The sequence below is a fragment of the Streptomyces sp. NPDC020362 genome (genome assembly GCF_040642095.1).
Taxonomy (GTDB): domain Bacteria; phylum Actinomycetota; class Actinomycetes; order Streptomycetales; family Streptomycetaceae; genus Streptomyces.
Window position 1 is genome coordinate 47,632 of the sequence record NZ_JBFAET010000026.1, and the last position, 24,839, is coordinate 72,470.

At 70.5% G+C, this 24,839-nt stretch carries 25 protein-coding genes, 1 pseudogene and 2 riboswitches; of the genes and pseudogenes, 20 read left to right on the forward strand and 6 right to left on the reverse strand.

Going from position 1 to position 24,839, the window contains the following annotated elements:
- Positions 1 to 115 precede the first annotated feature (115 nt).
- A riboswitch (glycine riboswitch) is annotated at positions 116 to 213 on the reverse strand.
- Between the two features lie 178 nt (positions 214 to 391).
- The 10 genes from AB0H32_RS13490 to AB0H32_RS13535 all read left to right on the forward strand — a co-directional run bounded on the left by AB0H32_RS13490 (position 392) and on the right by AB0H32_RS13535 (position 11,951).
- Entirely contained in the window at positions 392 to 1,066 is a 675-nt protein-coding gene (locus AB0H32_RS13490; RefSeq protein ID WP_361118930.1) for an AAA family ATPase, read from the forward strand.
- Positions 1,067 to 1,289: 223 nt separating this feature from the next.
- Positions 1,290 to 2,084: an enhanced serine sensitivity protein SseB gene (locus tag AB0H32_RS13495; protein WP_361118932.1), complete on the forward strand. Its 795-nt coding sequence runs from the start codon at positions 1,290 to 1,292 to the stop codon at positions 2,082 to 2,084.
- Positions 2,085 to 2,239: 155 nt separating this feature from the next.
- On the forward strand, positions 2,240 to 3,055 hold the full coding sequence (locus AB0H32_RS13500; RefSeq protein ID WP_361118934.1) for an enhanced serine sensitivity protein SseB C-terminal domain-containing protein: 816 nt from the start codon (positions 2,240 to 2,242) through the stop codon (positions 3,053 to 3,055).
- 350 nt (positions 3,056 to 3,405) lie between these two features.
- Positions 3,406 to 4,404 carry an ABC transporter permease gene (locus tag AB0H32_RS13505; protein WP_361118936.1) on the forward strand — a complete coding sequence of 333 codons (999 nt, stop codon included), beginning with the start codon at positions 3,406 to 3,408 and terminating at the stop codon, positions 4,402 to 4,404.
- A gap of 32 nt (positions 4,405 to 4,436) precedes the next feature.
- Positions 4,437 to 6,212 carry an ABC transporter substrate-binding protein gene (locus AB0H32_RS13510; protein WP_361118938.1) on the forward strand — a complete coding sequence of 592 codons (1,776 nt, stop codon included), beginning with the start codon at positions 4,437 to 4,439 and terminating at the stop codon, positions 6,210 to 6,212.
- Positions 6,213 to 6,284: 72 nt separating this feature from the next.
- Positions 6,285 to 7,292: an ABC transporter permease gene (locus AB0H32_RS13515; protein WP_361118940.1), complete on the forward strand. Its 1,008-nt coding sequence runs from the start codon at positions 6,285 to 6,287 to the stop codon at positions 7,290 to 7,292.
- The gene (locus AB0H32_RS13520; protein WP_361118942.1) at positions 7,289 to 8,383 is read left to right on the forward strand and encodes an ABC transporter ATP-binding protein; all 1,095 of its coding nucleotides are present in this window, start codon (positions 7,289 to 7,291) and stop codon (positions 8,381 to 8,383) included. The genes AB0H32_RS13515 and AB0H32_RS13520 overlap by 4 nt, the downstream gene beginning before the upstream one ends.
- On the forward strand, positions 8,380 to 9,753 hold the full coding sequence (locus tag AB0H32_RS13525) for a dipeptide ABC transporter ATP-binding protein (RefSeq protein ID WP_361118944.1): 1,374 nt from the start codon (positions 8,380 to 8,382) through the stop codon (positions 9,751 to 9,753). The genes AB0H32_RS13520 and AB0H32_RS13525 overlap by 4 nt, the downstream gene beginning before the upstream one ends.
- A 99-nt stretch (positions 9,754 to 9,852) precedes the next feature.
- Positions 9,853 to 11,244, forward strand: coding sequence for a M1 family metallopeptidase (locus AB0H32_RS13530; protein WP_361118946.1), 1,392 nt, complete (start codon positions 9,853 to 9,855; stop codon positions 11,242 to 11,244).
- 47 nt (positions 11,245 to 11,291) lie between these two features.
- Complete coding sequence (locus AB0H32_RS13535; RefSeq protein ID WP_361118948.1) at positions 11,292 to 11,951, forward strand: trimeric intracellular cation channel family protein; 660 nt, start codon at positions 11,292 to 11,294, stop codon at positions 11,949 to 11,951.
- Here the strand turns inward: AB0H32_RS13535 and AB0H32_RS13540 are convergent.
- On the reverse strand, positions 11,860 to 13,152 hold the full coding sequence (locus AB0H32_RS13540; RefSeq protein WP_361118950.1) for an alpha/beta hydrolase-fold protein: 1,293 nt from the start codon (positions 13,150 to 13,152) through the stop codon (positions 11,860 to 11,862). The genes AB0H32_RS13535 and AB0H32_RS13540 overlap by 92 nt on opposite strands.
- 164 nt (positions 13,153 to 13,316) lie before the next feature.
- Between AB0H32_RS13540 and AB0H32_RS13545 the strand changes: the two genes are divergently transcribed.
- A complete protein-coding gene (locus tag AB0H32_RS13545; protein ID WP_361118952.1) occupies positions 13,317 to 14,213 on the forward strand; it encodes a thioesterase family protein in 897 nt (298 codons plus the stop codon).
- On the opposite strand, the gene AB0H32_RS13550 is transcribed toward AB0H32_RS13545, so the two are convergent.
- On the reverse strand, positions 14,200 to 14,799 hold the full coding sequence (locus AB0H32_RS13550) for a TIGR03086 family metal-binding protein (protein WP_361118954.1): 600 nt from the start codon (positions 14,797 to 14,799) through the stop codon (positions 14,200 to 14,202). The genes AB0H32_RS13545 and AB0H32_RS13550 overlap by 14 nt on opposite strands.
- Positions 14,800 to 15,022: 223 nt before the next feature.
- Here AB0H32_RS13550 and AB0H32_RS13555 point away from each other — a divergent pair, with 223 nt between their 5' ends.
- Positions 15,023 to 16,003: a YafY family protein gene (locus AB0H32_RS13555; protein ID WP_361118956.1), complete on the forward strand. Its 981-nt coding sequence runs from the start codon at positions 15,023 to 15,025 to the stop codon at positions 16,001 to 16,003.
- A gap of 140 nt (positions 16,004 to 16,143) precedes the next feature.
- Positions 16,144 to 16,530, forward strand: a complete 387-nt coding sequence (locus tag AB0H32_RS13560; RefSeq protein WP_361118958.1) for a hypothetical protein — start codon at positions 16,144 to 16,146, stop codon at positions 16,528 to 16,530.
- 34 nt (positions 16,531 to 16,564) lie between these two features.
- Here AB0H32_RS13560 and AB0H32_RS13565 read toward each other — a convergent pair whose 3' ends face one another.
- A complete protein-coding gene (locus AB0H32_RS13565) occupies positions 16,565 to 17,191 on the reverse strand; it encodes a TetR family transcriptional regulator (RefSeq protein WP_361118960.1) in 627 nt (208 codons plus the stop codon).
- A 146-nt stretch (positions 17,192 to 17,337) separates the two neighbouring features.
- On the opposite strand from AB0H32_RS13565, the gene AB0H32_RS13570 reads away from it, so the two are divergent.
- From AB0H32_RS13570 to AB0H32_RS13580, 3 genes are all read left to right on the forward strand, one after another.
- Entirely contained in the window at positions 17,338 to 17,505 is a 168-nt protein-coding gene (locus tag AB0H32_RS13570) for a hypothetical protein (protein ID WP_361118962.1), read from the forward strand.
- Positions 17,506 to 17,537: 32 nt separating this feature from the next.
- The gene (locus AB0H32_RS13575; protein WP_361118964.1) at positions 17,538 to 17,816 is read left to right on the forward strand and encodes a DUF4190 domain-containing protein; all 279 of its coding nucleotides are present in this window, start codon (positions 17,538 to 17,540) and stop codon (positions 17,814 to 17,816) included.
- 418 nt (positions 17,817 to 18,234) lie between these two features.
- Positions 18,235 to 19,404 (forward strand): cysteine desulfurase family protein, encoded by a 1,170-nt coding sequence (locus AB0H32_RS13580; protein WP_361118966.1) that lies wholly within the window; start codon positions 18,235 to 18,237, stop codon positions 19,402 to 19,404.
- A gap of 129 nt (positions 19,405 to 19,533) precedes the next feature.
- A riboswitch (TPP riboswitch) is annotated at positions 19,534 to 19,714 on the reverse strand.
- 67 nt (positions 19,715 to 19,781) lie between these two features.
- Here the strand turns inward: AB0H32_RS13580 and AB0H32_RS13585 are convergent.
- Positions 19,782 to 20,465 carry an N-acetylmuramoyl-L-alanine amidase gene (locus AB0H32_RS13585; protein ID WP_361118968.1) on the reverse strand — a complete coding sequence of 228 codons (684 nt, stop codon included), beginning with the start codon at positions 20,463 to 20,465 and terminating at the stop codon, positions 19,782 to 19,784.
- A gap of 59 nt (positions 20,466 to 20,524) precedes the next feature.
- On the opposite strand from AB0H32_RS13585, the gene mnmA reads away from it, so the two are divergent.
- Positions 20,525 to 21,655, forward strand: a complete 1,131-nt coding sequence (gene mnmA, locus AB0H32_RS13590) for a tRNA 2-thiouridine(34) synthase MnmA (RefSeq protein ID WP_361118970.1) — start codon at positions 20,525 to 20,527, stop codon at positions 21,653 to 21,655.
- Positions 21,656 to 21,855: 200 nt separating this feature from the next.
- Here the strand turns inward: mnmA and AB0H32_RS13595 are convergent, their stop codons facing one another.
- A complete protein-coding gene (locus tag AB0H32_RS13595) occupies positions 21,856 to 22,638 on the reverse strand; it encodes an alpha/beta hydrolase (RefSeq protein WP_361118972.1) in 783 nt (260 codons plus the stop codon).
- Positions 22,639 to 22,675: 37 nt separating this feature from the next.
- Positions 22,676 to 22,999 (reverse strand): DUF427 domain-containing protein, encoded by a 324-nt coding sequence (locus tag AB0H32_RS13600; RefSeq protein ID WP_361118974.1) that lies wholly within the window; start codon positions 22,997 to 22,999, stop codon positions 22,676 to 22,678.
- A gap of 51 nt (positions 23,000 to 23,050) precedes the next feature.
- Between AB0H32_RS13600 and AB0H32_RS13605 the strand changes: the two genes are divergently transcribed.
- The 3 genes and pseudogenes from AB0H32_RS13605 to AB0H32_RS13615 all read left to right on the forward strand — a co-directional run.
- Positions 23,051 to 23,590: a TIGR00730 family Rossman fold protein gene (locus tag AB0H32_RS13605; protein ID WP_361118976.1), complete on the forward strand. Its 540-nt coding sequence runs from the start codon at positions 23,051 to 23,053 to the stop codon at positions 23,588 to 23,590.
- Between the two features lie 7 nt (positions 23,591 to 23,597).
- Entirely contained in the window at positions 23,598 to 24,296 is a 699-nt protein-coding gene (locus tag AB0H32_RS13610) for an SDR family oxidoreductase (protein ID WP_361118978.1), read from the forward strand.
- A gap of 88 nt (positions 24,297 to 24,384) precedes the next feature.
- Positions 24,385 to 24,839: pseudogene (locus tag AB0H32_RS13615) on the forward strand (methionine synthase); the annotation flags it as partial.

Genomic DNA, 24,839 nt, shown 5'->3' on the forward strand with positions numbered 1-24,839 from the left:
GTTCCTCCCCATCTGTCATCGGAACCTGAGAGGTTCGCCGGGACCGCCACAGGGACGATCACGGTTTGCACCTTGGGTGGAGCCACTGACACAGCGGCCCGCTTTTCAGATGTGCCTCGCCCGCGCGGTAACGGGGCCTGAGAGATTCAAGGGAGGGACTTGCTCCTTCGGCGTCCCAGCGAAGGCTGCTGGGAACTCTCCCGCGCGGATTCAAGCGGCCGATATGCAGTTGGCGGCCACATCATTGCACGCCGGACCCCCACCCGTCAGGGCCCGCATCTGTAACCGACCTGTGGCAGTACGCGCACCCAACGGCCGGACACCGCGCATTACCTTCTCTTTGCATCCGAGGGGCATGACCTTTGCAGGCCCACAGGGGAGGACGATCACGGTGAACAGGACCACGGCCTACGCCGCCACCGGCGTCGCGGTGCCCGGGCAGCGCCCGGCCCCGGCCCGCGAGCGCTGCGCCGAACGCCCGGCCCCCGTCGTCCGCGACCTGCGCGACCGCGCCGGGCGCGGCCCGCACGCCCTGCTCTTCGGCCCCCGTGACCTGGTGGTGATCGCCGGCCTGCCCGGCAGTGGCAAGTCCACCCTGATGCACCGCGCGGTCCTCGGCCACCGCGTCGACTCCCAGGACACCCGGGACCGCTGGGCGGCCCGCCTGCCACGCCTCCTGCCGTACGCCCTCTACCGCCCGCTGGTCCGCCTCGCCCACTACGCCGGACTGCGCCGCGCCCTGCGCACCGGCGAGGGGGTCGTCGTGCACGACTGCGGCACCCAGGCCTGGGTGCGTGCCTGGCTGGCCCGCGAGGCCCGGCGCCGCGGCGGCACCCTGCACCTGCTCCTTCTCGACGTGGCTCCCGCGGCGGCCAGGGAGGGGCAGCGGCAACGGGGCAGGGGCGTGTCCCGGTACGCCTTCGGCCGCCACCGCCGTACGGCCGCCCGTCTGGTCGGCGCGGTGGAGCGGGGCGAGCTGCCCGCCGGCTGCGGCTCGGCGGTGCTGCTGGACCGCGACGCGGCGGACGTCCTGCGCCGCATCGGCTTCGCCGCCCGGCCGGAGTGAGGACGGAGCCGGAGCGGGGCCGAGCGGTGTCATCGGTCCGGAGAAACCGTCCCCGGGCCCGGTCGGGCCCCGGAACGAGCCGATCACCGGAGCCGCTCACGGACCGGGCCGGTCACCGGAATGAGTCGTTCACCGGACCGAGCCGGCCATCGGACTGAACGGTGTCACAGGCACCCGCTAGCCTTTTGAATCACAACGGCGGTTCCCAGCAGGCGGCAGGCAGATGGACTTCTCGGCGGCGGGCTTTCCCGCGGACATTCCGGCACAGACACACCCCCACCCGCACAGCGGTTGGCCCGGCAACGAGCTGGAGGAGGTGCTCTCGGCCTCCCTCGGCATACCCTCCGCCGGCGGCCGGATCATCGAAGTCCTGGGCCGGAGCTTCCTGTGGATCCCGCTGCCCAACGGCGGCGGCCCGGACAGCGGCCCGCTCGACCTGCCCACCCTGGAGATCGACGGCCAGGTCCACGTCCCGGTCTTCAGCTCCGAGGAGCAGCTCCGCCAGGTGGCCGGCTCCCACATGTCGTTCACCATCGCCCCGGCGGTGGAGTTCGCCCGCGGCCTGCCCCCGCAGGTCGGCATCGCCGTCAACCCCGACGGCGTGGTCGGCATCCCGCTCCCGCCCGAGGCGGTGGCCGAGCTGTGCCGCACGGGCCGCACCCCGCTGGACGGCCCCAGCAGCGGTGGCCGGGTCCGCCTCTTCGAGCCCGACTGGCAGGACGACCCGGTCGACTTCCTCTCCGCGGCCTCCGCCGAGTTCGCGGCGACGGGTGTGGTCCTCACGGCCCGCCGCTGCCTGGCCGTCATAGAAACCGCCGACCCGGTGATGTTCGTGGGCGTGGAACTCTCCCAGTGGGAGGGCGACCTGCGAGCCCTTCCCCTGGAGGCCCTGGGTAAAGCTCTGGGCAAGGTCCCGGTCCAGTGGCCGGTCAACCTGGTCCTCCTGGACGTGGCCGAGGACCCCGTGGGTCACTGGCTCAAATCAAACGTCCGCCCCTTCTACCAGTACGGCCACTAGAAGCCGACGCAGCCTCAGCCGACCCCCAGGGGTGCGGGGAACTGCGCGAGAACCCACCACGAACCCGCACTCGCCGACGGACACGAGGTCCCGAGCCATTCGGCGCTTAAGCTGTGTCCGAACGCGGGGCAAGAATCGAAGGGGCGGTAAGACAGGTGAGCGCGAGCCCAAGCGGCAGCGTCGAGCACATGCTGCGCCAGGTCACCCCCGGGCGCTACGACGCCTACGAGGCACTGCTGCGCGCCCTCGCCACCCCTTCCTCCGGCCAGATCTGGATGCTCCTGTGGCACGGCCAGGCCGGCTCTCCGGACGCCCAGTACGGGAACATGGAGGTCGACGGCTTCAGCTACGCCCCCTGTGTGACCTCCGCCCAGGAACTCTCGGCCAGCGGCTGGAACCGCTCCTACGAAGTGGTCGACGGGCTCGACGTGGCCCGCACCCTCTATCCCGACCACTACGGCCTCTGGCTCAACCCGCATGCTCCCGGCGGCGGCGTCGGCATCCCCTGGCTGGACCTGCGCCGCATCGCCACCGGCCTGGACCGCCAGCCCGCCGGCCCCCTCCGGCTGTCGGAGCCCGGTGTCGAGATCCCGCAGTTCTACGCCCTGCTCGCGCAGAACGCCCACCGCACCCCTGCCCTGCGCTCCCTGCGCCGCGCCTGGGTGCAGCCCGCGCTCGGGGCGCCGTATCTCTCCATCGGCCTGGACGTGTACGACACCTCGCCGGCCGCGGTCGACTCGGTGCGCGCGATGATGCAGCAGTCCGTCGGCGCGGTCCCGGAGGGGCTGCCGGTCTCGACGGTCGCGATGACGGACGACTACGACCCGGTCGTGATGTGGATGCGGGTCAACGCCCGCCCGTTCTACGATCGCGAGGCCCACGCGGCTCCGCCCCAGCCCCAGCTCCAGGCCTCGCCCCAGGCTCAGGCCCCGGCCGCCGGTTACGGGTACCCGCCCGTCCACGGCTACTGATCGACGGGGCCGCGCGGCGCGTTCCCGGCCCGGATCGCAGAATGGACGTGACCGGTGGGCTTCTGCGCGCGTAGACCTCCCCCGTACGTCCAGAACCGGGCATAATCTGCCGTTCTGTCTTAACTGGCCCGCGTCCGAGGGCCGTTACCAACTGTTCGGATAACGGATTCCCCCGCACTGCATCACGGTTGCGCATACTTTCGCGGTCAGCTCTGGCGGGTGATCGCAACGACGCTGAAGACTCCCGACTCAGACACGAGGTGAAGACCTCGTGATCGATGGCAAGTCGACAAAGCCGCAAACCGCGGCAGGCGCAGGCCGGTCACCACCGGCGAGAGGGGTCGCTCACCGTGACCGCACCGATCGAGACCACCGGGGCGGCAGCCGAGGCACAGCCGGAGGCTGTGCTGGCGGGTGCCGAGAAGGGGCAGATCGAGGGTCGTTCCCTGGGCCAGATCGCCTGGTCCCGGTTCAAGCGGGACAGAGTCGCCGTCGTCGGCGGCGTCATCGTGATCCTGCTGATCCTCCTCGCGATCCTCTCGCGCCCCATCCAGGCCATGCTCGGCCTCGACCCCAACGCCTTCCACCAGGACCTGATCGTGCCCGACACCTCGCTGCCCAAGGGCGGCTGGGGCGGCATGAGCATGGATCACCCGCTGGGTGTGGACCCGAAGTTCGGCCGGGACATCGCCACCCGCATCCTCGAGGGTTCCTGGGTCTCGCTGGTGGTCGCCTTCGGCGCCACGATCCTGTCCAACGTGATCGGCGCGATCATGGGTGTGGTCGCGGGCTACTACGGCGGCCGGGTCGACTCGATCATCAGCCGGCTGATGGACATCTTCCTCGCCTTCCCCCTCCTGCTGTTCGCGATCGCCATCTCCGCCACCCTGCAGGGCGGCGCCTTCGGCCTGAACGGACTGCCGCTGCACCTGAGCGTGCTCATCTTCGTCATCGGCTTCTTCAACTGGCCCTACCTGGGCCGGATCGTGCGAGGCCAGACGCTTGCCCTGCGTGAGCGTGAGTTCGTGGACGCGGCCCGCGGCATGGGTGCCAAGGGCCCGTACATCCTCTTCCGCGAGCTGATGCCCAACCTGGTCGGCCCGATCATCGTCTACTCGACGCTGCTCATCCCGACCAACATCCTGTTCGAGGCTTCCCTGAGCTTCCTGGGTGTGGGCATCCAGCCCCCGCAGGCGTCCTGGGGCGGCATGCTCCGGGAAGCCGTCACCTACTACCAGGTCGATCCCCAGTACATGATCGTGCCGGGCCTCGCCATCTTCATCACCGTCCTGGCGTTCAATCTGCTCGGCGACGGTCTCCGAGACGCTCTCGACCCCCGCAGCCGCTAGGCAGCCCCGAGAGTCCATCAAGTTTCCTATCTATGGAGGGGAAGCAGACCATCATGCGAAGGTCAGCGCTGGCCGCGGTCGCGGCCATCGGCTCCGCAAGCCTGCTGGTTGCAGGTTGCAGCAAGGCCGATGACAACAAGGACGGCAACACTCCGAAGGCGGCCGGTGCCAACGCGGCGACCACGGGTGTCGTCAATGCGTCCGACAAAAAGGGCGGCACGGTCACCTACGAGATGTCGGACGTGCCCGACTCGTTCGACCCGGGCAACACGTACTACGCGTACATGTACAACTTCAGCCGGCTCTACGCGCGCCCGCTGATGACGTTCCAGCCCGGCCCCGGCGAGAAGGGCAACACCCTCGTCCCGGACCTCGCCGCGAGCAAGGGCGTCCCGAGCGACGGCGGCAAGACCTGGACGTACAAGCTGCGTTCGGGCCTGAAGTACCAGGACGGCACGGCGATCACCTCGAAGGACGTCAAGTACGCCGTCGAGCGGTCGAACTTCGCCCGTGACGTGCTCTCGCTCGGCCCGAACTACTTCCAGCAGTTCATGAAGGACGGCGACAAGTACAAGGGTCCGTACAAGGACAAGAGCGCCAAGGGCCTGTCCTCGATCGAGACGCCCGACGCCACCACGATCGTCTTCCACCTGAACCGCGCCTTCCAGGAGTTCGACTACCTGGTCGCCGCGCCGCAGACGGCTCCGGTGCCGCAGGCCAAGGACGACGGCGTCGACTACGTCAAGCACATCGTGTCCTCGGGCTCGTACCAGTTCCAGAGCTACGACGAGGGCAAGCAGGCCGTCCTCGTCCGCAACAAGAACTGGGACCCGAAGACCGACCCGCTGCGCAAGCAGCTGCCTGACAAGATCGTCGTCAACCTGAAGGTCAACCCGGAGACGATCGACAAGGATCTGCAGTCCGGCGACGCCACCGTCGACCTCGCGGGCTCCGGCGTCCAGGCCTCCACCCAGGCCGAGCTGATCAACTCGGCCGACGGCAAGGCCGCGACGGACAACACCTACGGTGGCCGCCTGGTCTACATGGCGATCAACACCAAGGTCGCGCCGTTCGACAAGGTCGAGTGCCGCAAGGCCGTCCAGTACGCCATCGACAAGGTCTCCGTGCAGACCGCCGAGGGCGGCCCGATCCGCGGTGACGTCGCCTCCACCGTTCTGCCGCCGGACATCACCGGCTACCAGAAGGCGGACACCTACCCGAGCGCGGGCAACAAGGGTGACGTCGCGAAGGCCAAGGACCAGCTCAAGGCCTGCGGCAAGTCGTCGATCAGCACCAACATCTCGGCGCGCTCCGACCGCCCGCAGGAGATCGATGCGGCCACCGCGATCATCAACTCGCTGAAGAAGGTCGGCATCAACGCCAGCCTGAAGCAGTACCCGTCCGGTAAGTACTTCACCGACTACGCGGGTGTGCCGAAGTTCACCAACAAGCAGAACATCGGCCTGATCATGATGCAGTGGGGCGCCGACTGGCCCTCGGGCTACGGCTTCCTGCAGCAGATCCTGAACGGCAAGGCGATCAGCCAGTCCGGCAACACCAACCTGTCGCAGTACGACAACAAGAAGGTCAACGACCTGCTCGGACAGGCCATCGCGACCGAGGACTCGGCCAAGCGCAACGAGCTGTACGGGCAGATCGACAAGCAGACGATGGACGACGCCGTCATCGTGCCGCTGACCTACTTCAAGGTCCTGCTGTACCGCTCGCCGTACGCCACCAACGTGGTCTCCACGGCCGCCTTCAGTGGTCAGTACGACTACCTCAACCTCGGCACCACGAAGAAGTAGCAGCCCCGGAAGGCAGGTGAAGGCATTGGTGCCCGCGGGCTACGCGGCCCGCGGGCACCAGCGCCGGTCCCCGTGATCTCGTACATCCTCCGTCGGACGTTCGCGGCAGTGATCCTGCTGCTGGTCGTCACCGCGGTCACCTTCGCCATCTTCTTCCTGCTGCCGCGACTCGCCGGCCAGACAGCGGATCAGTTGGCGCAGCAGTACATCGGCAAGAGCCCGTCGAAGGCGGACATCGCCGCGGTCAAGCACAACCTCGGTCTGGACCAGCCCGTCTACGTCCAGTACTGGCACTTCATCAAGGGGATCGTGGCCGGCGCCACCTACGACCTCGGCCCCACCACGGTGCACTGCAACGCACCCTGCTTCGGCTACTCGTTCAAGAACCACCAGGCGGTCTGGCCGCAGCTCACCTCCCGTCTTCCCGTGACCCTCTCGCTGGCTGCGGGCGCCGCGGTGATGTGGCTGCTCTCGGGTGTGGTGATCGGTGTCATCTCGGCGCTGAAGCCGCGCTCGGTCTTCGACCGCACCTTCATGGGCGTCGCGCTCGCCGGTGTCTCCCTGCCCATGTTCTTCACGGGCAACCTGGCGATCCTGCTCTTCACCTACACCTGGCCGATCTTCGGCCGCACCTACGTCCCGCTCACCGAGAACCCCTCGGAGTGGGCCAACACCCTCTTCCCCGCATGGTGTTCGCTCGCCCTGCTGTACTCCGCCATCTACGCGCGGCTCACCCGCTCGGGCATGCTGGAGACGATGAACGAGGACTTCATCCGCACGGCCCGCGCCAAGGGCCTGCGCGAGCGGAACGTCGTGGTCCGGCACGGGCTGCGGGCCGCCCTCACCCCGATCATCACCGTCTTCGGCATGGACCTCGGCCTGTTGCTCGGCGGCGCGGTGATCACCGAGAGCGTGTTCTCGCTGCACGGTGTCGGCCAGTACGCGGTGCAGGCCATCAACGACAACGACCTGCCGCCGATCCTGGGCGTGACCCTGCTCGCCGCCTTCTTCGTCGTGATCGCAAATCTCCTGGTGGACGTGCTCTACGCGGCCGCCGACCCGCGCGTGAGGCTCTCGTGACCGAACTCTCCAAGACCGGCGCCGCCGTGGGCGAGCCCACTTCCCCCGGCAAGGCACCCGAAGCCTTCCTCGAGGTCCGCGACCTCAAGGTGCACTTCCCGACCGACGACGGCCTGGTCAAGTCCGTCGACGGGCTCAGCTTCTCGCTGGAGAAGGGCAAGACCCTCGCTGTCGTCGGCGAGTCCGGATCCGGCAAGTCGGTGACCTCGCAGGCCATCATGGGTCTGCACCGGCTCGGCGCCCGTGGCAAGAACGTGCAGATGTCCGGCGAGATCTGGCTGGACGGCAAGGAACTGGTCTCCTCCTCCCCGGACGAGGTGCGCAAGCTCCGCGGCCGCGAGATGGCGATGATCTTCCAGGACCCGCTGTCCGCGATGCACCCGTACTACAAGGTCGGCGACCAGATCGTGGAGGCCTACCGGGTCCACCACGACGTCAGCAAGAAGGTCGCCCGCACGCGGGCCATCGAGATGCTCGACCGGGTCGGCATTCCCGAGCCCGCCAAGCGCGTCGACGGCTACCCGCACGAGTTCTCCGGCGGTATGCGCCAGCGCGCCATGATCGCGATGGCGCTGGTCAACAACCCCGAGCTGCTCATCGCGGACGAGCCGACCACCGCCCTCGACGTGACCGTCCAGGCGCAGATCCTCGACCTGATCCGGGACCTGCAGAAGGAGTTCGGCTCCGCGGTCATCATGATCACCCACGACCTCGGTGTGGTCGCCGAGATCGCCGACGACGTCCTGGTGATGTACGGCGGCCGGTGCGTGGAGCGCGGCTCGGCCGGTGAGGTCTTCGAGAAGCCGCAGCACCCGTACACCTGGGGCCTGCTCGGCTCCATGCCCCGGATCGACCGCGAGACCTCAGAACGGCTCATCCCGGTCAAGGGCCAGCCGCCGAGCCTCATCAACGTCCCCTCGGGCTGCGCCTTCCACCCGCGCTGCCCGTACGCGGACATCCCCAAGGGGAACGTCACCCGCACGGTGCGCCCCGAGCTGGAGCAGGCGGGCACCGGGCACTGGTCCGCCTGTCACCTCCCGGCCGAGGACCGTGAGCGGATCTGGACCGAAGAGATTGCGCCGAAGCTGTGAGTGAGACGAAGAAGACGGACACCGTCGCAGAGGCCGTGGTCCCGAAGCAGGCGTCGGCGCCCGAGGACCGCGAGGTGCTGCTCAAGGTCGAGGGCCTGACCAAGCACTTCCCGATCAAGAAGGGCATCCTCCAGCGCCAGGTCGGCGCGGTGAAGGCCGTCGACGGCATCGACTTCGAGGTGCGCAAGGGCGAGACCCTGGGCGTGGTCGGCGAGTCGGGCTGCGGCAAGTCGACCATGGGCCGGGTCATCACCCGCCTCCAGGACCCGACCGGCGGCAGGATCACCTTCGAGGGCCAGGACATCACCACGCTGTCCACGGGGCAGATGCGTCCGCTGCGCCGCGACATCCAGATGATCTTCCAGGATCCGTACGGCTCCCTGAACCCGCGTCACACCATCGGCTCGATCGTCTCGGCGCCGTTCCGGCTGCAGGGTGTGGAACCCGAGGGCGGGGTGAAGAAGGAGGTCCAGCGGCTGCTGTCGCTGGTCGGCCTGAGCCCCGAGCACTACAACCGCTACCCGCACGAGTTCTCCGGCGGCCAGCGCCAGCGCATCGGCATCGCCCGCGCGCTCGCCCTCAAGCCGAAGCTGGTCGTGGCCGACGAGCCGGTCTCCGCGCTCGACGTGTCCATCCAGGCCCAGGTCGTCAACCTCATGGACGACCTCCAGGAGGAGCTGGGCCTCACCTACGTGATCATCGCCCACGACCTCTCCGTGGTGCGGCACGTCTCGGACCGGATCGCGGTGATGTACCTCGGCAAGATCGTCGAGCTGGCGGACCGCGCCGCGCTGTACGAGTCGCCGATGCACCCGTACACCAAGGCGCTCATGTCGGCCGTGCCGGTGCCGGACCCGAAGCGCCGGGGCCAGAAGAGCGAGCGCATCCTGCTGCGCGGCGACGTGCCCTCGCCCATCGCCCCGCCCTCCGGCTGCCGCTTCCACACCCGCTGCTGGAAGGCGACGGAGATCTGCAAGACGACCGAGCCGCAGCTCGTCGAGCTGAGGACCGGTCAGCAGGTCGCCTGCCACCACCCGGAGAACTTCGCCGACCAGGCCCCGCAGGACACGGTCCTGCTGTCGGCGGCGAAGGAGGCCTCGGAGCTGGTCCCGGACGCGGTGCTGGAGGAGTCGGCGCAGACGTCGGCCGCGCTCGAGGCCGAGGCGAGTGCCGCGGAGGAGGCTGCCGAGGACGAGGCTGCGTCCGGGGAGCAGGCGTCCGAGGACGAGGCCGTTTCCGAGGAGGTGACGTCCGCCGAAGAGGCTTCCGAAGAGGCCTCCGGGGAGCAGGCTTCGGACACGGCCGAGGCCGCCGCCGAAGCCACCGCCGAGGCGCCCGAGTCGGGCTCGAAGGAGTCAACCGACAAGTAGCGCATGACAACTGGGCAAAGTCATGAACATGCCCGAACGGGAGAGTGCAGAGTCGTCCGTGTCCGTCCACCGATCGGCACACGCTCGAAAGGGACGACCATGGCACCCTCCCGTTCGGCACGTTTAGGGGCCCTCGCCACCGCGGCGGCCTCGTTCCTGGTCATCGGCGCCTCCTCCGCCCCCACGCCCGGCGCAGCCGGCATCGGCGACCCCTACTTCCCGCAGCTCGGCAACGGCGGCTTCGACGCCCGCCACTACGACCTGGACATCGCCTACGATCCGGGCACCGGCCGCCTGGACGGCCGTACGACCCTCACCGCGCGCGCCACCCAGAACCTCTCCTCCTTCGACCTCGACCTCCAGAAGCTGGAGATCACCAAGGTCGAGGTCGACGGCAGACGCGCCCGGTTCACCCGGGACGGCGACGAGGTCACCGTCACCCCGCGCGGAACCCTCGCCAAGGGCCGGCGCTTCACCGTGTCCGTCACCTACGGCGGCATACCCGAGCCCCTCGGCGGCCCGATCGTCTTCGGTTCGAAGTACGGCTGGATGAAGACCGCCGACGGCGTCTTCGTCGCCTGCGAGCCCAACGCCGCCTCCACCTGGTTCCCGTCCAGCGACCACCCCGCCGACAAGGCCACCTACGACATCCGCATCAAGGCCCCCAAGGGCCTGACCGGTGTCTCCAACGGCCGGCTGGTGTCGACGCACGACCGGGGCGGCTCGACGTACACGCACTGGCGGGAGAGCCGGCCCATGGCCACCTACCTCGCCACCGCCACCATCGGGAAGTTCGACGTGCGCACCGGCCGCACCCCGGGGGGCATCCCGATCTACGTCGCCGTCGACCCCGTCCTGAAGAACAGCAACCGCGTCGACGTGTACGCGGTCACCGCCGCCGCCACCGACTACTGGTCGAAGGTCTTCGGGCCTTACCCCTTCGAGGAGACCGGTGCGATCGTCGACGACATGCCCGAGGCCGGGTTCTCCCTGGAGGTGCAGAGCAAGCCCGCCTACTCGGCCGTGCGCAACGAGACGACGATCGTGCACGAGCTGGCCCACCAGTGGTTCGGCGACTCGGTGAGCGTGGCCCAGTGGAAGGACATCTGGCTCAACGAGGGCTTCGCCACCTATGCCCAGTGGCTGTGGGCGGAGCACCAGGGCACCCGCACGGCCCACGACTCCTTCCTCGCCGACTACAACGCCCGCCCGGCCGACTCGTCCTTCTGGAAGATCAAGGTGGCCGACCCGCAGCGCGACACGATGTTCGCCTCCGCCGTCTACGACCGCGGTGCGATGACGCTCCAGATGCTCCGGGAGCGGATCGGCGACCGGGCGTTCTTCAAGCTGCTGCCCACATGGACCCGACTCCACCGGTACGGCAACGCGGACACGTCCGACTTCATCCGCCTCGCCGAGCGGATCAGCGGGCAGCAGCTCGACGATCTCTTCGCCACTTGGCTGTTCACACCAGGTAAGCCGACCCTCTAGGCCTGGCTTTGTAAGGTTCACACCCCCTGACGGGTGAGAATGTCAGGGTGCAGCTCCAGCAACTCTTCAGTCCCTCCGTCCAGCACACGCTCGATGTCATCGGCATCTTCGTGTTCGCGATCTCCGGCGCCCTGCTGGCCATCCGGAAGAACTTCGACGTGTTCGGCATCGCCGTGCTCGCCGAGGCCACCGCGCTGGGCGGGGGGCTGTTCCGCGACGTGGTCATCGGGGCCGTACCCCCGGCCGCCTTCACCGACCTCGGGTACTTCCTCACCCCGCTGATCGCCACGCTCGTCGTCTTCTTCCTGCATCCGCACGTGGAGCGCATCCAGACCGGGGTCCTCGTCTTCGACGCGGCCGGCCTCGGCCTGTTCTGCGTCACGGGCACGACGAAGGCGTACTCCTACGGCCTCAACCTGACCGCGTCCGCAACGCTCGGCCTCGCCACCGCCGTCGGCGGCGGCGTGCTCCGGGACGTGCTCGCCAACGAGGTCCCCTCGCTGCTGCGTTGGGACCGCGATCTGTACGCGGTACCCGCGATCGTCGGCGCCACCATGGTGGTGCTGTGCATCCGCTACGACGCGCTGACTCCGTTCACCAGCGGGCTCGCGGTGGTCACCGCTTTTGTCCTGCGTCTGCTGGCGATGAAGTACCACTGGCGAGCGCCGCGTGCTTGGAACCGTCGCTCGACTGTGTCCGAGGAGTAGACCTGCCGGTCCCCGTGATCCCGGCGGATCCGGTGGTCCCGGGGGATCCGGCCAGGGACCGGTCCTGGCCCTTGGCGTGGTTCTGGCCCATCTGCAGGGTCAGCCACCGGAACACCGTGGGGACCTGGGGCCGCCACAGTGCCATGGTGTGCCCGCCCGCACTGCGCGGCAGGAACACCACGTGCACGGTCGTCGGCGCCTTGGCGGCGGACTCCATGGCCACGCCCGCCTGGTAGCCGTCCCCGGACTCGCCCGAGAAGTACAGCGCGACCCGGGGCGGCGTGGCCGCCTTCTTGAGAATCAGGTAAGGGTTGTTCGCGGCGCGCAGGGTGGGGTTCTGTGCGGCAAGGGAGTTGCGCTCGCCGATCGGGTCGTTGTACCCGGACATGCTCACCGCGGCCCGGTAGCGGTCGGGGTGTGCCACGGCCAGCTTCACCGCGCAGTGCGCGCCCGCCGAGTACCCGGCCACCGCCCAGCCCTGCGGCGCCGGCAGCGCCCGGAAGTTGTCCATGACCATCTTCGGCACGTCGATGCTCAGCCAGGTGTCGGCGTTCACCTGGCCGGGGATGTTGGCGCAGCCGGTGTCCACACCGGCCAGCAGGTTGGTGCGCGGGGCGACCAGGATGAAGGGCGCCACCTCACCGCTCTGCATCAGCGGCATCAGCTGCTCGGGCGCCTTCATCGACCCGAACCAGGCCTTCGCCGAGCCGGGGTAGCCCGGCAGCATCTCCACGACCGGGAACTTCTTGTTGCGGTAGGCCGGATCGTTGTACTGCGGGGGCAGCCAGACGTAGACCTCGGCGTTCACGCCCGAGACCCGGCCCTTGAGCTGGGTGACGCGCACCCCGCCGGCCGAGTGCATCCCGGGCCCGTCCGCCTGCTTGAAGTCCTGCTTGACCTTGGGCAGCTTCTTGAACGCTATGCCGCCGGTGCCGTCCCGGCCGAGGTCGGCGGCCTGCTGGACGTGGTTGCCGGTCCCCAGCAGGTCGGCCCAGTTGTCGTACAGGTTGTTCTGGTTGTTGACCAGCACGAAGACCAGCGTGACGGCCGTGCCCTGGGCGAACAGCAGCATCAGCACCCGGGCCGCGGTGCGCAGCGCTTTGGGCCCCCGCATCCTCGACCAGAGGGCGAGCGGCAGTATCAGGGCGACCACGGACAGCACGATGGTCGTGTAGAGGAACGGAGTCCCGGTGAGGCTCATGTCCCCATAGAGGGAAATCAGGGGCTCGGGGTTGTGGACGTGTCCGGACACTTACCGAGAAATTGCCGGAACCTCACTCTGTAGAGGGGATCCTGCCGCAATCCGTCATCCGACCGCAACCCGCAAAGCTACCGCTTAGTAATTTCCTGTTGTACCGTTCATCCATGCCAGAAGCAGCTTCTGCACCTTCCCCCACCCTCGGCTTCGCTCGAGCGGGGGGACCCCCGTCGCGGGCCGTGATCGGCGACAGCGAGTTCGACCGTGACACGGCGGTCACCCGGCGCGAGCCCGGTGTCTACGACATCGACCTCTCGGCCGGCTGGACCATCTTCGACGCCGTCAACGGCGGCTTTCTGCTGGCCGTCCTCGGCCGGGCCCTCGCGGACGCCCTCCCGCACCCGGACCCGTTCACCGTCTCCGCGTACTACCTGACCGCGTCCCGGCCGGGCCCGGCGGTCGTCCGCACCCAGACGGTCCGCACCGGCCGCACCCTCTCCACCGGCCAGGCCTCGCTCCTGCAGTACGACGACGAGGGCAACGAGGTCGAACGCATCCGCGTCCTCGCCTCCTACGGCGACCTCTCCGACCTTCCCGACGACGTCCGTACGACGGCGGCGCCGCCCGTGATCCCGCCGCTGGAGCAGTGCTTCGGCGCCGACGACGCACCGGATCCGCTGCCGGGCGGCTCGGCCATCGCCGAGCGGCTGATGCTGAAACTGGACCCGGCCACCCTCGGCTGGGCGGTCGGCGCCCCGTCCGGCAAGGGCGAGATGCGCGCCTGGTTCGGGCTCGCCGACGGCCGTGACGCCGACCCGCTCTCCCTCCTGCTCGCGGTGGACGCCCTGCCGCCCACCGCCTTCGAGATAGGTCTCAAGGGCTGGGTGCCCACGGTCGAACTGACCGTCCACGTCCGCCACCGACCGGCCCCCGGCCCGCTGCGCGTGTCGATCACCACCCGCAACCTGGCCGGCGGCTTCCTGGAGGAGGACGCCGAGATCTGGGACAGCGAGGACCGTCTGGTCGCCCAGTCCCGCCAGCTCGCCCGTTTCAGCCGCGGCTGAGCGGCACACGGCCCGTCCAGGCCGCCAACTGGGCGTAGACGCCAGCCCCTTCCGACGCCTCCCGACGGGTGTCGAAAGGGGTCTCCGCATCGCGGGGACGGGAGTCCGGCAGCACCCGGCGGGCGGTGGCGAGCGCGAACTCGGCCGGCTCCGGGTCGAGTTCACGCGGGTGACCGAGGGCCTCGGCGAGGTCCCAGGTGTGCGTCACCAGCTCCATGACGTAGCCGGAGAGCGCCGCATGGCCGGGGACCTCGCCCCAGGGCACCCGCACCGGGCTCGTCATCCGCTCGTCGGACTCCCAGGCCTTCAGGACCCGCACCCGCACCTCCTCGTAGGCCGCCGCCCAGCCGTCGTCCTCGACGCCCTCGGTGAACGGGTGCACGGCGAGTCCGTCGCCTCCCTCACCGACCACCGCGATCCGCCGGGTGCCGCCGACGATGTGGCTCAGCAGGGTCCGTACGTCGAACTCGGTACAGGGCGTCGGGCCGTCGAGCTGCTCGGGGCGCACCTCCTTGATGAGCGCGGCCGCCTGCTCGGTGGCGCGGGTGTAGACGGGGCGCGGGTCGATGAAGCCGGTGGTGGTCATGGTGTGCCTCTCCTGATGGTCACTGCGGATGATCGGTGTGGACGGTTCGGTGCGGGTGGCCGGTACGGGTGATCGCCACGGCTGGCCGGCCCGGACGGTCGGTGGGGAAGGCCGGTCCGGACGGTCCGTCCGGACGGCCGGTACGGAGAGCAGGATGCACGGATAACCTGACAGAATCCGTCAACATTTGCTCCGGGGTCCGGTGCGACGGGATTCTGGGGGCGTGAAATCAGACCGGCTGCTGTCGATCCTGCTGCTCCTGCAGACCCGGGGCCGGGTGCCCGCGCACGAACTCGCCGACCGGCTGGAGGTGTCGGTCCGCACCATCTACCGGGACGTCGAGGCGCTGTCGGCCTCCGGCGTCCCCGTGTACGCCGAGCGCGGCCGGCGCGGCGGCATCGAACTCCTCGCCGGATTCCGCACGGACGTCACCGGCCTGACCGCCGACGAGTCCCGCGCCCTGTTCATCCTCGCCGCCCAGGGCGCACACGCCGCGCTCGGCCTGGACGCGGCGCTCGGCTCCGCCCTGCGCAAGGTGATGGCGGCCCTGCCGGCCCCGCACCGGCCTGCCGCCGAGGCCACCAGCCGCCGCATCCTGGTCGACGCCACCCGCTGGCGCAGCGGGCCGCAACAGGCCGTCGACCTGGAGGCGCTGCAGGACGCGGTGTTCTCCGACCGGCGGCTGAGGCTCTGCTACCGGCACAGCGGGGAGCGGGAGCCGCGGACGTACACCGTGGATCCCTACGGCCTGGTCGCCAAGGCCGGGGTCTGGTACCTGGTCGCCGACCGGCGTGGCGGGCCCCGGCTCTTCCGCGCCGACCGGGTGCACTCGGCCCGCCCGCTGGAAGAGCCCGTGCGGCGCCGGCCCGGTGTGGAACTCGCCGACGTCTGGGAGGTGTTGCGCCGGCAGGTGGAGGAGAGGTCGGAGGACGCGATCGGCGTGACGGTACGGGTCCGGCGCGAGCGTCTGGACATGTTCCAGCGCATGGTCGCCGCCCAGCTGACCGAGCCGCCGGACGACGACGGCGAGAGCGACTGGGTCACCGCCCGGCTGTCGTATCCGCTGCTGCGCGCCGTGCGCCAACTCCTCGCCTTCGCCGACCAGGTGGAGATCCTGGACCCGCCCGAGGCCCGCGCGGAACTGCTCGCGGCGGCCCGTCGTGTCACGGACCTGTACCGGGCCAAGGTCGGCGATGCCGGGTGAAGTGCCGGGTGGGAGCAGGTGCTTGAGGTGTGCTTTACCCGATTGACAGGCGGCGGACAGGGCGGCCCCAAGAACGCCCTGACCGCCGTTGGTTGAGTGCCCGCCTCAGGAATCCCTCATCTCCTTCGGAGCTGGTTCTCATGAAGCGTGCACGCCTCGCCCCCGCCGTAGCCCTGCTGGCGCTGTCCCCGCTGCTGCTGGCCGGGTGCGGTTCGGGCGACTCGTCCTCCTCCTCGAACAGCGGCACCTCCGGGCAGCAGCAGGGCTGCCGGGCCCCGTCCGGCATGCCGACGGGCGGCGCGGGCCTGCGTCGGCCCGGCGGGGCGCCCTCCGGCGCACCCTCGGGAGCCTCCACCGCCAGGCCGGCCGGGACGCCGTCGGCCCGGCAGAGCGGTGCACCCTCGGGCATGCCGGGCGGTGCGCCCGGCGGTGGCCGGGGCGGTTCCGGGGGCGGGCGGAGCGGCGGCTGCGGCAACCCGGGCGGCGGGGCCGGGGGACAGGCCGGGGGCCGGGCTCGGCAGGGCTGACCGGAAAAGGCGGGTCGGGGCGGACGGGAGCGGGTCAGTCCAGCCAGTGCCGGCGGCCGATGCTGATGAGCCGCATCTGCCGGGTGGCGAGCTGGGTGACCCGCTCCCGTTCGTCCCGCGGGGCCTCCAGTGCCTCCAGGAAGAGGGAGGCGGTGATCAGCATCTGGTCGACGTAGAGGTGCGCGAGCATCAGCACGTCGTCGTCGTTCCAGCCCTCGGCCTGCGGGTCCTTGGCCAGCTCGGTCTTCACCTCCTCGGCGAAGCGGGCCAGTTGGTTCCGGATGGCCTCCCGCACCGGCTGGACGCCGCCGTGGCGCTCACGGGCGATGAAGCGGACGTGGGCGGGGTGCGTGTCCACATGGTCGGCTATCAGCTCGATGGCCCGCGCGATGCGCTCCTCGCTGTCGCCGGCCGTGGACACCGTCGTGCGGACCATCGGGTGCAGGCTGCCCAGCGCCTCGTCGACCAGGGCGACGCCGAGGTCCGCCGTGGAGCGGAAGTGCCGGTAGAAGGCGGTCGGGGCGACACCGACGGCACGGGTGACCTCGCGCAGACCCAGGCTGCTCAGACTCTGCTCCTCCAGCAGCGCGAGCGCCGCGTCCAGGAACGCCTGCCGGGTCTTCTGTTTCTGGGCCTGCCGGATGCCGAGGGTGTGACTCATGTCATCCAGTTAACAACTGTTCTCTGGAATTTTAAAGCCGCGGGAGGCGCTAGACTCAAAGTCAGTGAACAACTGTTACTACAACTGTTCACCGAAGCTTCACACGAGGCTTCGTACCAGGCATCCCGGAGGGGGGATCTGAACCCATGATTTTCCTCGTCGCCGCACTCATGCTGCTCGGCGTCGTGCTGGGCACCGTGGCCCACGCGCCGCTGGGCGTCACCGCCACCGCGGCCGCCGTCATCGCCGTCTGGCTCGGCATCTTCGCCATCCGCGAGCGTCACGGCCGCCGTCGCCGCACCTCGGCCAACTGACCGTCCGTAACGACTTCCAGGAGCTGAGCACCATGCAACTCACCGCACCGGCCGCAGGCCGCACCGACGCGCCCCCGCGCACGCGGGACGCCGACGGCATGGCCGTGGCGTCCTTCATCCTCGGCCTTCTCGGCCTGCTCGTCCTCAACCTCTTCCTCGGCCCGATCGCCATCGTCCTGGCCGCCGTCGCCCTGTGGCGCGGCACGTCCCGCCGGGGTCGTGCGTACCTGGGTCTGGGTCTGGGCGCGGCCGACCTGGCGGTCCTGGTGATCGCCATGCAGATGTCCCACACGGTGTCGTGGAGCCTGTGACCCCACCGCCCGCACCGTGACGCCGCCACCGCCCCGAGGACGACGGGGCACGGCAGCGCAACTCCCGCTCCCACTGCTGTTCCCGCTTTCGCTCCCGCCGCCGCGGACCGGCCGACGTGCCGCCGACGCCCGCGCCGCGGACCGGCCGACGTGCCGCCGACGCCCGCGCCGCGGCTCCTGCTCCCGCTCGCGCTTCCGGTCCCGCTTCCGCTTCCGCCGGGGGCAGATGTTCCGCAGGGCGGAACGGGTGGGCACGGCCTCCAGCGCCGGGTGCGCCGCCATCCACGTCGGCTGCGGCACCCGCACGGCGCACGCACGGCGCACGGGGCACGCGAGGCGCACGCACAGCGCACGGCGCAGGCAAGGCGCGACCTCGCAGCGGGGCCGATGGGAGGCGCGCCGTAGAATCGGCGTCACCATGGCTTACCTCGACCACGCCGCCACGACCCCGATGCTCCCGGAGGCGGCAGAGGCACTGACCGCCCAACTGAGCATCACCGGCAACGCGTCCTCCCTGCACGCCTCAGGCCGCCGGGCCCGCCGTACGGTCGAGGAGTCCCGTGAGACCCTCGCGGAGGCGCTGGGCGCCCGCCCCAGTGAAGTCGTCTTCACCTCGGGCGGCACCGAGGCCGACAACCTCGCGGTGAAGGGCCTGTACTGGTCCCGTCGCGACGCCGACCCGGCCCGTACCCGCGTCCTGGCCAGCCCCGTCGAGCACCATGCCGTACTCGACGCCGTGCACTGGCTCGGCGAACACGAGGGCGCCACCGTCGAATACCTCCCCGTCGACTCCTACGGCCGCGTCCATCCCGGGGCGTTGCGCGAGGCCATCGCCCGCAACCCCGACGACGTGGCCCTGGCCACCGTGATGTGGGCCAACAACGAGATCGGCACGGTGCTGCCGGTCCGTGAACTGGCCGATGCGGCAGGCGAGTTCGGGGTCCCCCTGCATGCCGACGCGGTCCAGGCCTTCGGTCAGGTCCCGGTCGACTTCGGCGCCTCGGGCCTCGCCGCGATGACGGTGTCCGGCCACAAGATCGGCGGCCCGTACGGCATCGGCGCGCTTCTGCTCGGCCGCGAGTACACCCCCGTACCCGTCCTGCACGGCGGTGGTCAGGAGCGCCATGTCCGCTCCGGAACCCTCGACGTCCCCGCCGTCGCCTCCTTCGCGGTGGCCGGCCGGCTCGCCGCCGAGCGGCGCGAGTGGTTCGCCCGTGAGATCGGCGCCCTGCGGGACCGGCTGATCGACGCGGTCCGTACGGCGGTCCCGGATGCGATCCTCGGCGGCGACCCGGCGCCCGAGGGCCGCCTCCCGGCCAACGCGCACTTCACCTTCCCCGGCTGCGAGGGCGACTCCCTGCTGCTCCTGCTGGACGCGCAGGGCATCGAGTGCTCCACCGGCTCCGCCTGTACCGCGGGTGTCGCCCAGCCCAGCCATGTCCTGCTCGCCACGGGTACCGCCCCCGATCTGGCCCGTGGCACCCTGCGCTTCTCCCTCGGCCACACCTCCACGCAGGCGGACGTGGAGGCGGTCGCGGAGGCCATCGGGCCGGCTGTGGAGCGGGCCCGGGCGGCCGGCCTCAGCTGAGCGGCGGGAGCGACCCGGCGGCACGTACGGAAGACCGGCGCGCAGAGAAGTAGGCAGACCGGAAAGGGCCGGCGCGGACAGAAAGCCGGCGCACGAAGAACACCGGCCACCCGGGACCGGTGCACGCAAAAACCTACGAGACGGGTTCCCTTCGCCGGTATTGTCCGGATCAGGTGACTGGGGGTCGCCTTCCAGTCCAGTACTTGCGACTTTCGGGCCTCTCAGTCCGACCGTCGACGTCGGCCCCAGCGGAAGCCTTGTGCCTCTCGCCGAAGTCGGCTACTCCGCTCGAACTCCCTCACTCGCCTCGTAGGCCACTCCCAGCATAGAACGTCCGAAGCGATCCGGCATGCGCGGAATCATGATTCTTTATTGCGTTATGTCCCGGATGTCTCTATCCGTCGCACCAGCCTCATGTACCGCCCCCAGTCCCAGTGCGGCCCCGGATCGGTGTGGTCGGTCCCCGGCACCTGCACATGCCCGATGACGTGCTCCCGGTCGGCGGAGAACCCGTAGCGACGGCATATCGCGGCCGTCAGCCGCGCCGAGGCCGCGTACATCGCGTCCGTGAAGGACGAGGCGTCCTCCACGAAGCCCTCGTGCTCGATGCCGACACTGCGCTCGTTGTACCCCCGGTTGCCCGCGTGGAAGGCCACGTCCAGCTCGCGGATCAGCTGGGTGACCCGGCCGTCCTTGCGCACGATGTAGTGTGCCGCCGCCCCGTGCGCCGGATCCTGGAACGCCTTCACCGCGCTGCGGTAGCCGCCCTGCGTGACATGGATGACGACCCGGTCGACCGTGTAGTCGTCCGGCCGGTCGGCCCGCCGGTAGTTCGCCGGTGACGCCGCCACCCACCGCGCACCCCGGAAGTCGACCGCCCCCGCCACCCGGGGCCTGTCCACCCCCGGCAGCCGCCACCACAGGTGGGACAGCTCCTGGCGGGCCAGTACGGCCGTGCCCACGGCGGCCGCGGCCCCGCCGACGAGCAGGGCCCGCCGCCCCAGCCGCCGGTCCGCGTCGCCGCCCGCCGCGCCTGCCGTCCGCACGGTCCTCGCCCTCATGTGATCGTCAACGGATGTCCCGCGGCCCCGGTTCCCGCGCCCCGTACTCTGGAAGGGCTATGACTGACACCCCGCAGCGCCCCCGCCCCCTCCGCGTTCTCGCCGCCATGTCCGGCGGAGTCGACTCCGCCGTCGCCGCCGCGCGTGCCGCGGAAGCCGGCCATGACGTCACCGGCGTCCACCTCGCGCTCTCCGCGAACCCGCAATCCTTCCGCACCGGCGCGCGGGGCTGTTGCACCATCGAGGACTCGCGCGACGCCCGCCGTGCGGCCGACGTCATCGGCATCCCCTTCTACGTCTGGGACCTCGCCGACCGCTTCCGTGAGGACGTCGTCGAGGACTTCATCGCCGAGTACGAGGCCGGGCGCACACCCAACCCGTGCCTGCGCTGCAACGAGAAGATCAAGTTCGCCGCGCTGCTGGACAAGGCGCTGGCCCTCGGCTTCGACGCCGTCTGCACCGGCCACTACGCACAGGTCATCGTGGGCCAGGACGGCTCCCGCGAGCTGCACCGCGCCTCCGACATGGCCAAGGACCAGTCGTACGTGCTCGGCGTCCTGGACGAGAAGCAGCTCGCCCACGCGATGTTCCCGCTCGGCGACACGGTCACCACCAAGGAGGAGATCCGCGCGGAGGCCGAGCGCCGGGGCCTGGCGGTCGCCAAGAAGCCGGACTCCCACGACATCTGCTTCATCGCCGACGGTGACACCCAGGGCTTCCTGGCCCAGCGTCTCGGCAAGGCGGAGGGCGACATCGTCGACGAGTCCGGCGCCAGGCTGGGCACACACGAGGGCGCCTACGGGTTCACCATCGGCCAGCGCAAGGGCCTGCGCATCGGCACCCCGGCCGACGACGGCAAGCCCCGCTACGTCCTCGACATCTCCCCGGTGACCAACACGGTGACCGTCGGCCCCGCCGCCGCCCTGGACGTCACCGCCCTGACGGCGATCAAGCCACGCTGGTGCGGCACCGCCCCGGCCGGCCCCGGCACCTACACCGCCCAGCTGCGCGCCCACGGCGGCGAGACCGAGGTCACCGCGGAGCCGGTCGACGGCGAGCTGCGCGTCGCCTTCGCCGAGCCGGTCCGCGGCGTCGCCCCCGGCCAGGCGATCGTGCTGTACGACGGCACGCGTGTGGTGGGCTCGGCGACGATCGCGTCGACCACGCGCACGTCGGCCGCTGCGGTGTGACCGTCCGAGCCGGGTCACCTGGTGAGGAACACGGCCTGAGCCGGGTCACCCGGCGAGGGGCCGGGTCCGTGCGGAGTCACCCGGTGGGGAACACGGCCTGAGCGGGGTCGTCCGGTGAGGGGCCCGGTCCGTGCGGAGTCACCCGGTGGGGAACACGGCCTGAACAGGCTCCCCCGGTGAGGGGCCCGGCCCGAGCCGGGTCACCCGGTGAAGAACTCGGCGAGCACGGGGCCGAGCACGTCCGGCTCCACCATGTGCGTCTGTCCCTCCAGCACGCGGTACGTGCCCTGCGGCACCGCCTCGGCCACGGCGCGGTTCGCCGCGCGCATCCACTCCGGGCTCGCCCCGCCCGCGACCACCAGGACGGGCACGGAGATCACGGCCAGCCGCTCCCGGGGCAGCAGGCCGTCTCCCATGACCGCGTCGTCGTGGGCGAGGCTCGGGGCGACGGCCTCCATACCGGCCCACATGGGCGAGTGGCGGGCGCTCTGGATCATCTCCTCGCCCAGGCCCGTCAGGCGCAGGAACAGCTCCACGGCGTCCCCGCGCCGGCCCTCGGCGAGTGTTCTGGTCAGGTCCTCCTTGTACGCGGCCTCCCGCTCGGCGCCGCCGTCCAGGAAGTCCGCGAACGGAGCCTCGTACACGGCGGCCTGACGGAGCGGCAGGCCGCTCGCCGCCGCCTCCAGCACCAGCGCCCCGCCCGAGGAGACGCCGAACAGCGCCGCCTCGCCGCCCACCGTGTCGATCACGGCGGCCAGGTCCTCGACCTCGCGTGCCACCGCGTACGGCGCCGTGTCACCGCTCTCGCCCCGGCCCCGGCGGTCGTAGACGACGGCCGTGCAGTGGCCGGCGAGCCGGTGCGCGAGGGGTGCCACGGTGCCGCCGGTGGACATCGCGCCGCTCACCAGGACCACCGCCGGCCCCTGCCCGATCACCTGGTACGCGAGGGAGGTTCCGTCGCGGGATGTCGTCTTCTTGTCCATGCCGGTGCAGACTGCCGCACGACGCCGGGCTCATCGGTCACGACACGTCGACGTCGTAGAAGCAGAAGTGATCCCTGATCTCCGCCACGTCCGGCTTCGGCTCCGGGTACGCCCACACCAGGTCGGGCGCGTCCGGCAGCGACCAGTAGGAAGCCGTGCCCTTGAAGGGGCAGACGGTGTGCGTGTCCGACGCGGTGAGCAGGTCGAGGCGTACGTCCTCGGCGGGGATGTAGTACCGCACCGGAGAGCCCGTCTCGCGCAGGACGAGGGGGCGGTCGGTCTCCGCGAGCACCTGGTCGCCGTGCACCACGCGCACGTGCCGCTCGCTCTTCTCGATGGTGATGGTGTGTCCGTGGGCCATACAGGGACAGCACCGGCGGGCCCGGACTTCTTCCCGCGTACGGTGGGGGACATGAATATCTGTGTCTTCCTCTCCGCGGCCGATCTCGACGAGCGGTACACGGGTCCCGCACGCGAGTTCGCCAGACTGCTCGGAAAGGGTGGGCACACACTGGTGTGGGGCGGTTCCAACGTCGGACTGATGAAGGTCGTCGCCGACGGTGTGCAGGAGGCGGGCGGCAGGCTGCTCGGCGTCTCGGTCGACTTCCTGGCGGCCAAGGCGCGGCCCGGCACCGACGGGATGATCGTCGCGGCCGACCTCGCCGAGCGCAAGAAGCTGCTGCTGGAGAAGGCCGACGCGGTGGTGATCATGGTGGGCGGGACCGGGACGCTGGACGAGGCCACCGAGATCCTGGAGCTGAAGAAGCACGGCCGTACCGACAAGCCGGTGGTGCTGCTGAACACGGCGGGCTTCTACGACGGCCTCAAGGAGCAGTTCCGCCGCATGGAGGACGAGGGCTTCCTGCCGCGTCCGCTGTCCGAGCTGATGTTCTTCGCCGAGGAGCCGGCTGCCGCGCTCGCCCACCTCGAGACGTCGCTCCCGCTCCGCTGATGCGAGCATGGCTCGCATGGCTACTCATGTGATCACCGGGGCCGGTTCCGGCATCGGCGCGGCCGTCGCCCGCCGTCTGCACGCGCGCGGGGACGAACTCGTCCTGCACGCGCGCGACGCGGGCCGCGCGAAGGAACTGGCGGCCCGGTTCCCCGGGGCGCGCACCCTGGTGGGCGATCTGTCCGACCCCGACAAGCTCTCCTGGGCCTTCTCCCACCAGGCGCTCCCGGACCGGGTCGACTCGCTGCTCCACATCGCCGGAGTGGTGGACCTCGGCGAGGTCGGCGAGCTGACCCCGAAGTCCTGGCGCCACCAGCTCAACGTCAACCTGATCGCCCCCGCCGAGCTGACCCGGCACTTCCTGCCCCAGCTCCGCACCGTCCGCGGCCATGTCGTCTTCGTCAACTCCGGTGCCGGGCTCAGCGCCCACGCCGGCTGGTCCGCGTACGCCGCCTCCAAGCACGGCCTGAAGGCCCTGGCGGACTCCCTGCGCCAGGAGGAGCACGGCAACGGCGTCCGCGTCACCTCCGTCTACCCCGGCCGCACGGCGAGCCCCATGCAGGCCAAGGTCCACCAGCAGGAGGGCAAGGACTACGAACCGGACCGGTGGATCGACCCCGAGTCGGTCGCCACGACGATCCTGATGGCCATGGACCTGCCGAGGGACGCGGAGGTCAACGACCTGACGGTGCGCCCGGGGCGGTGACCCGGGACGGCAGGAGCCGGCCGGCGGAGCCCCGGTACGGGGCTCACTGGTTGTGAGGGCACCGGCCGGCGTTACGTACCCTGCCGGGGTGAGCGAAAACAGGGAGTTCAGGTTCAGCGGAGCCACCGGCGTCGGCTCCATGCCCGGAGGGGACGCGAGGGAGGCCGCCAAGACGGTCACCGGCAGCTTCGAGGAGTTTCCGTTCCTGGCCGAGCTGCCCGCACGCGGCCCCGGCGCCGACATGGTCGGCCGCACCGCCGGGATGCTGGTCGACCTCTACGCGCGCGTGGAGCCCAGCGGCTGGCGGCTCGGGGACCGGCCGGGCCGGGACACCAAGCGGGCCCGCTCCTGGCTGGGGGAGGACCTCGACGCCCTGGAGGAGTTCACGCAGGGCTACGAGGGCGACCTCAAGGTGCAGGCGGTCGGACCGTGGACGCTGGCCGCCGCACTGGAGCTGAGGAACGGCGAGGCCGCCCTCTCCGACCCCGGCGCCTGCCGTGACCTCGCCGCCTCCCTCGGCGAGGGCCTGCTCCTCCACCTCGC

Bases quoted from the DNA above. Each gene is read 5' to 3' on its own strand.
- AB0H32_RS13595 (WP_361118972.1), bottom strand. From the start codon at position 22,638: ATGGACAAGAAGACGACATCCCGCGACGGAACCTCCCTCGCGTACCAG.
- AB0H32_RS13565 (WP_361118960.1), bottom strand. From the start codon at position 17,191: ATGAGTCACACCCTCGGCATCCGGCAGGCCCAGAAACAGAAGACCCGG.
- AB0H32_RS13570 (WP_361118962.1), top strand. From the start codon at position 17,338: ATGATTTTCCTCGTCGCCGCACTCATGCTGCTCGGCGTCGTGCTGGGC.
- AB0H32_RS13605 (WP_361118976.1), top strand. From the start codon at position 23,051: ATGAATATCTGTGTCTTCCTCTCCGCGGCCGATCTCGACGAGCGGTAC.
- AB0H32_RS13510 (WP_361118938.1), top strand. From the start codon at position 4,437: ATGGAGGGGAAGCAGACCATCATGCGAAGGTCAGCGCTGGCCGCGGTC.
- AB0H32_RS13540 (WP_361118950.1), bottom strand. From the start codon at position 13,152: ATGAGCCTCACCGGGACTCCGTTCCTCTACACGACCATCGTGCTGTCC.
- AB0H32_RS13530 (WP_361118946.1), top strand. From the start codon at position 9,853: ATGGCACCCTCCCGTTCGGCACGTTTAGGGGCCCTCGCCACCGCGGCG.
- AB0H32_RS13575 (WP_361118964.1), top strand. From the start codon at position 17,538: ATGCAACTCACCGCACCGGCCGCAGGCCGCACCGACGCGCCCCCGCGC.
- AB0H32_RS13600 (WP_361118974.1), bottom strand. From the start codon at position 22,999: ATGGCCCACGGACACACCATCACCATCGAGAAGAGCGAGCGGCACGTG.
- AB0H32_RS13580 (WP_361118966.1), top strand. From the start codon at position 18,235: ATGGCTTACCTCGACCACGCCGCCACGACCCCGATGCTCCCGGAGGCG.
- AB0H32_RS13585 (WP_361118968.1), bottom strand. From the start codon at position 20,465: ATGAGGGCGAGGACCGTGCGGACGGCAGGCGCGGCGGGCGGCGACGCG.
- mnmA (WP_361118970.1), top strand. From the start codon at position 20,525: ATGACTGACACCCCGCAGCGCCCCCGCCCCCTCCGCGTTCTCGCCGCC.
- AB0H32_RS13560 (WP_361118958.1), top strand. From the start codon at position 16,144: ATGAAGCGTGCACGCCTCGCCCCCGCCGTAGCCCTGCTGGCGCTGTCC.
- AB0H32_RS13550 (WP_361118954.1), bottom strand. From the start codon at position 14,799: ATGACCACCACCGGCTTCATCGACCCGCGCCCCGTCTACACCCGCGCC.
- AB0H32_RS13610 (WP_361118978.1), top strand. From the start codon at position 23,598: ATGGCTCGCATGGCTACTCATGTGATCACCGGGGCCGGTTCCGGCATC.
- AB0H32_RS13545 (WP_361118952.1), top strand. From the start codon at position 13,317: ATGCCAGAAGCAGCTTCTGCACCTTCCCCCACCCTCGGCTTCGCTCGA.
- AB0H32_RS13495 (WP_361118932.1), top strand. From the start codon at position 1,290: ATGGACTTCTCGGCGGCGGGCTTTCCCGCGGACATTCCGGCACAGACA.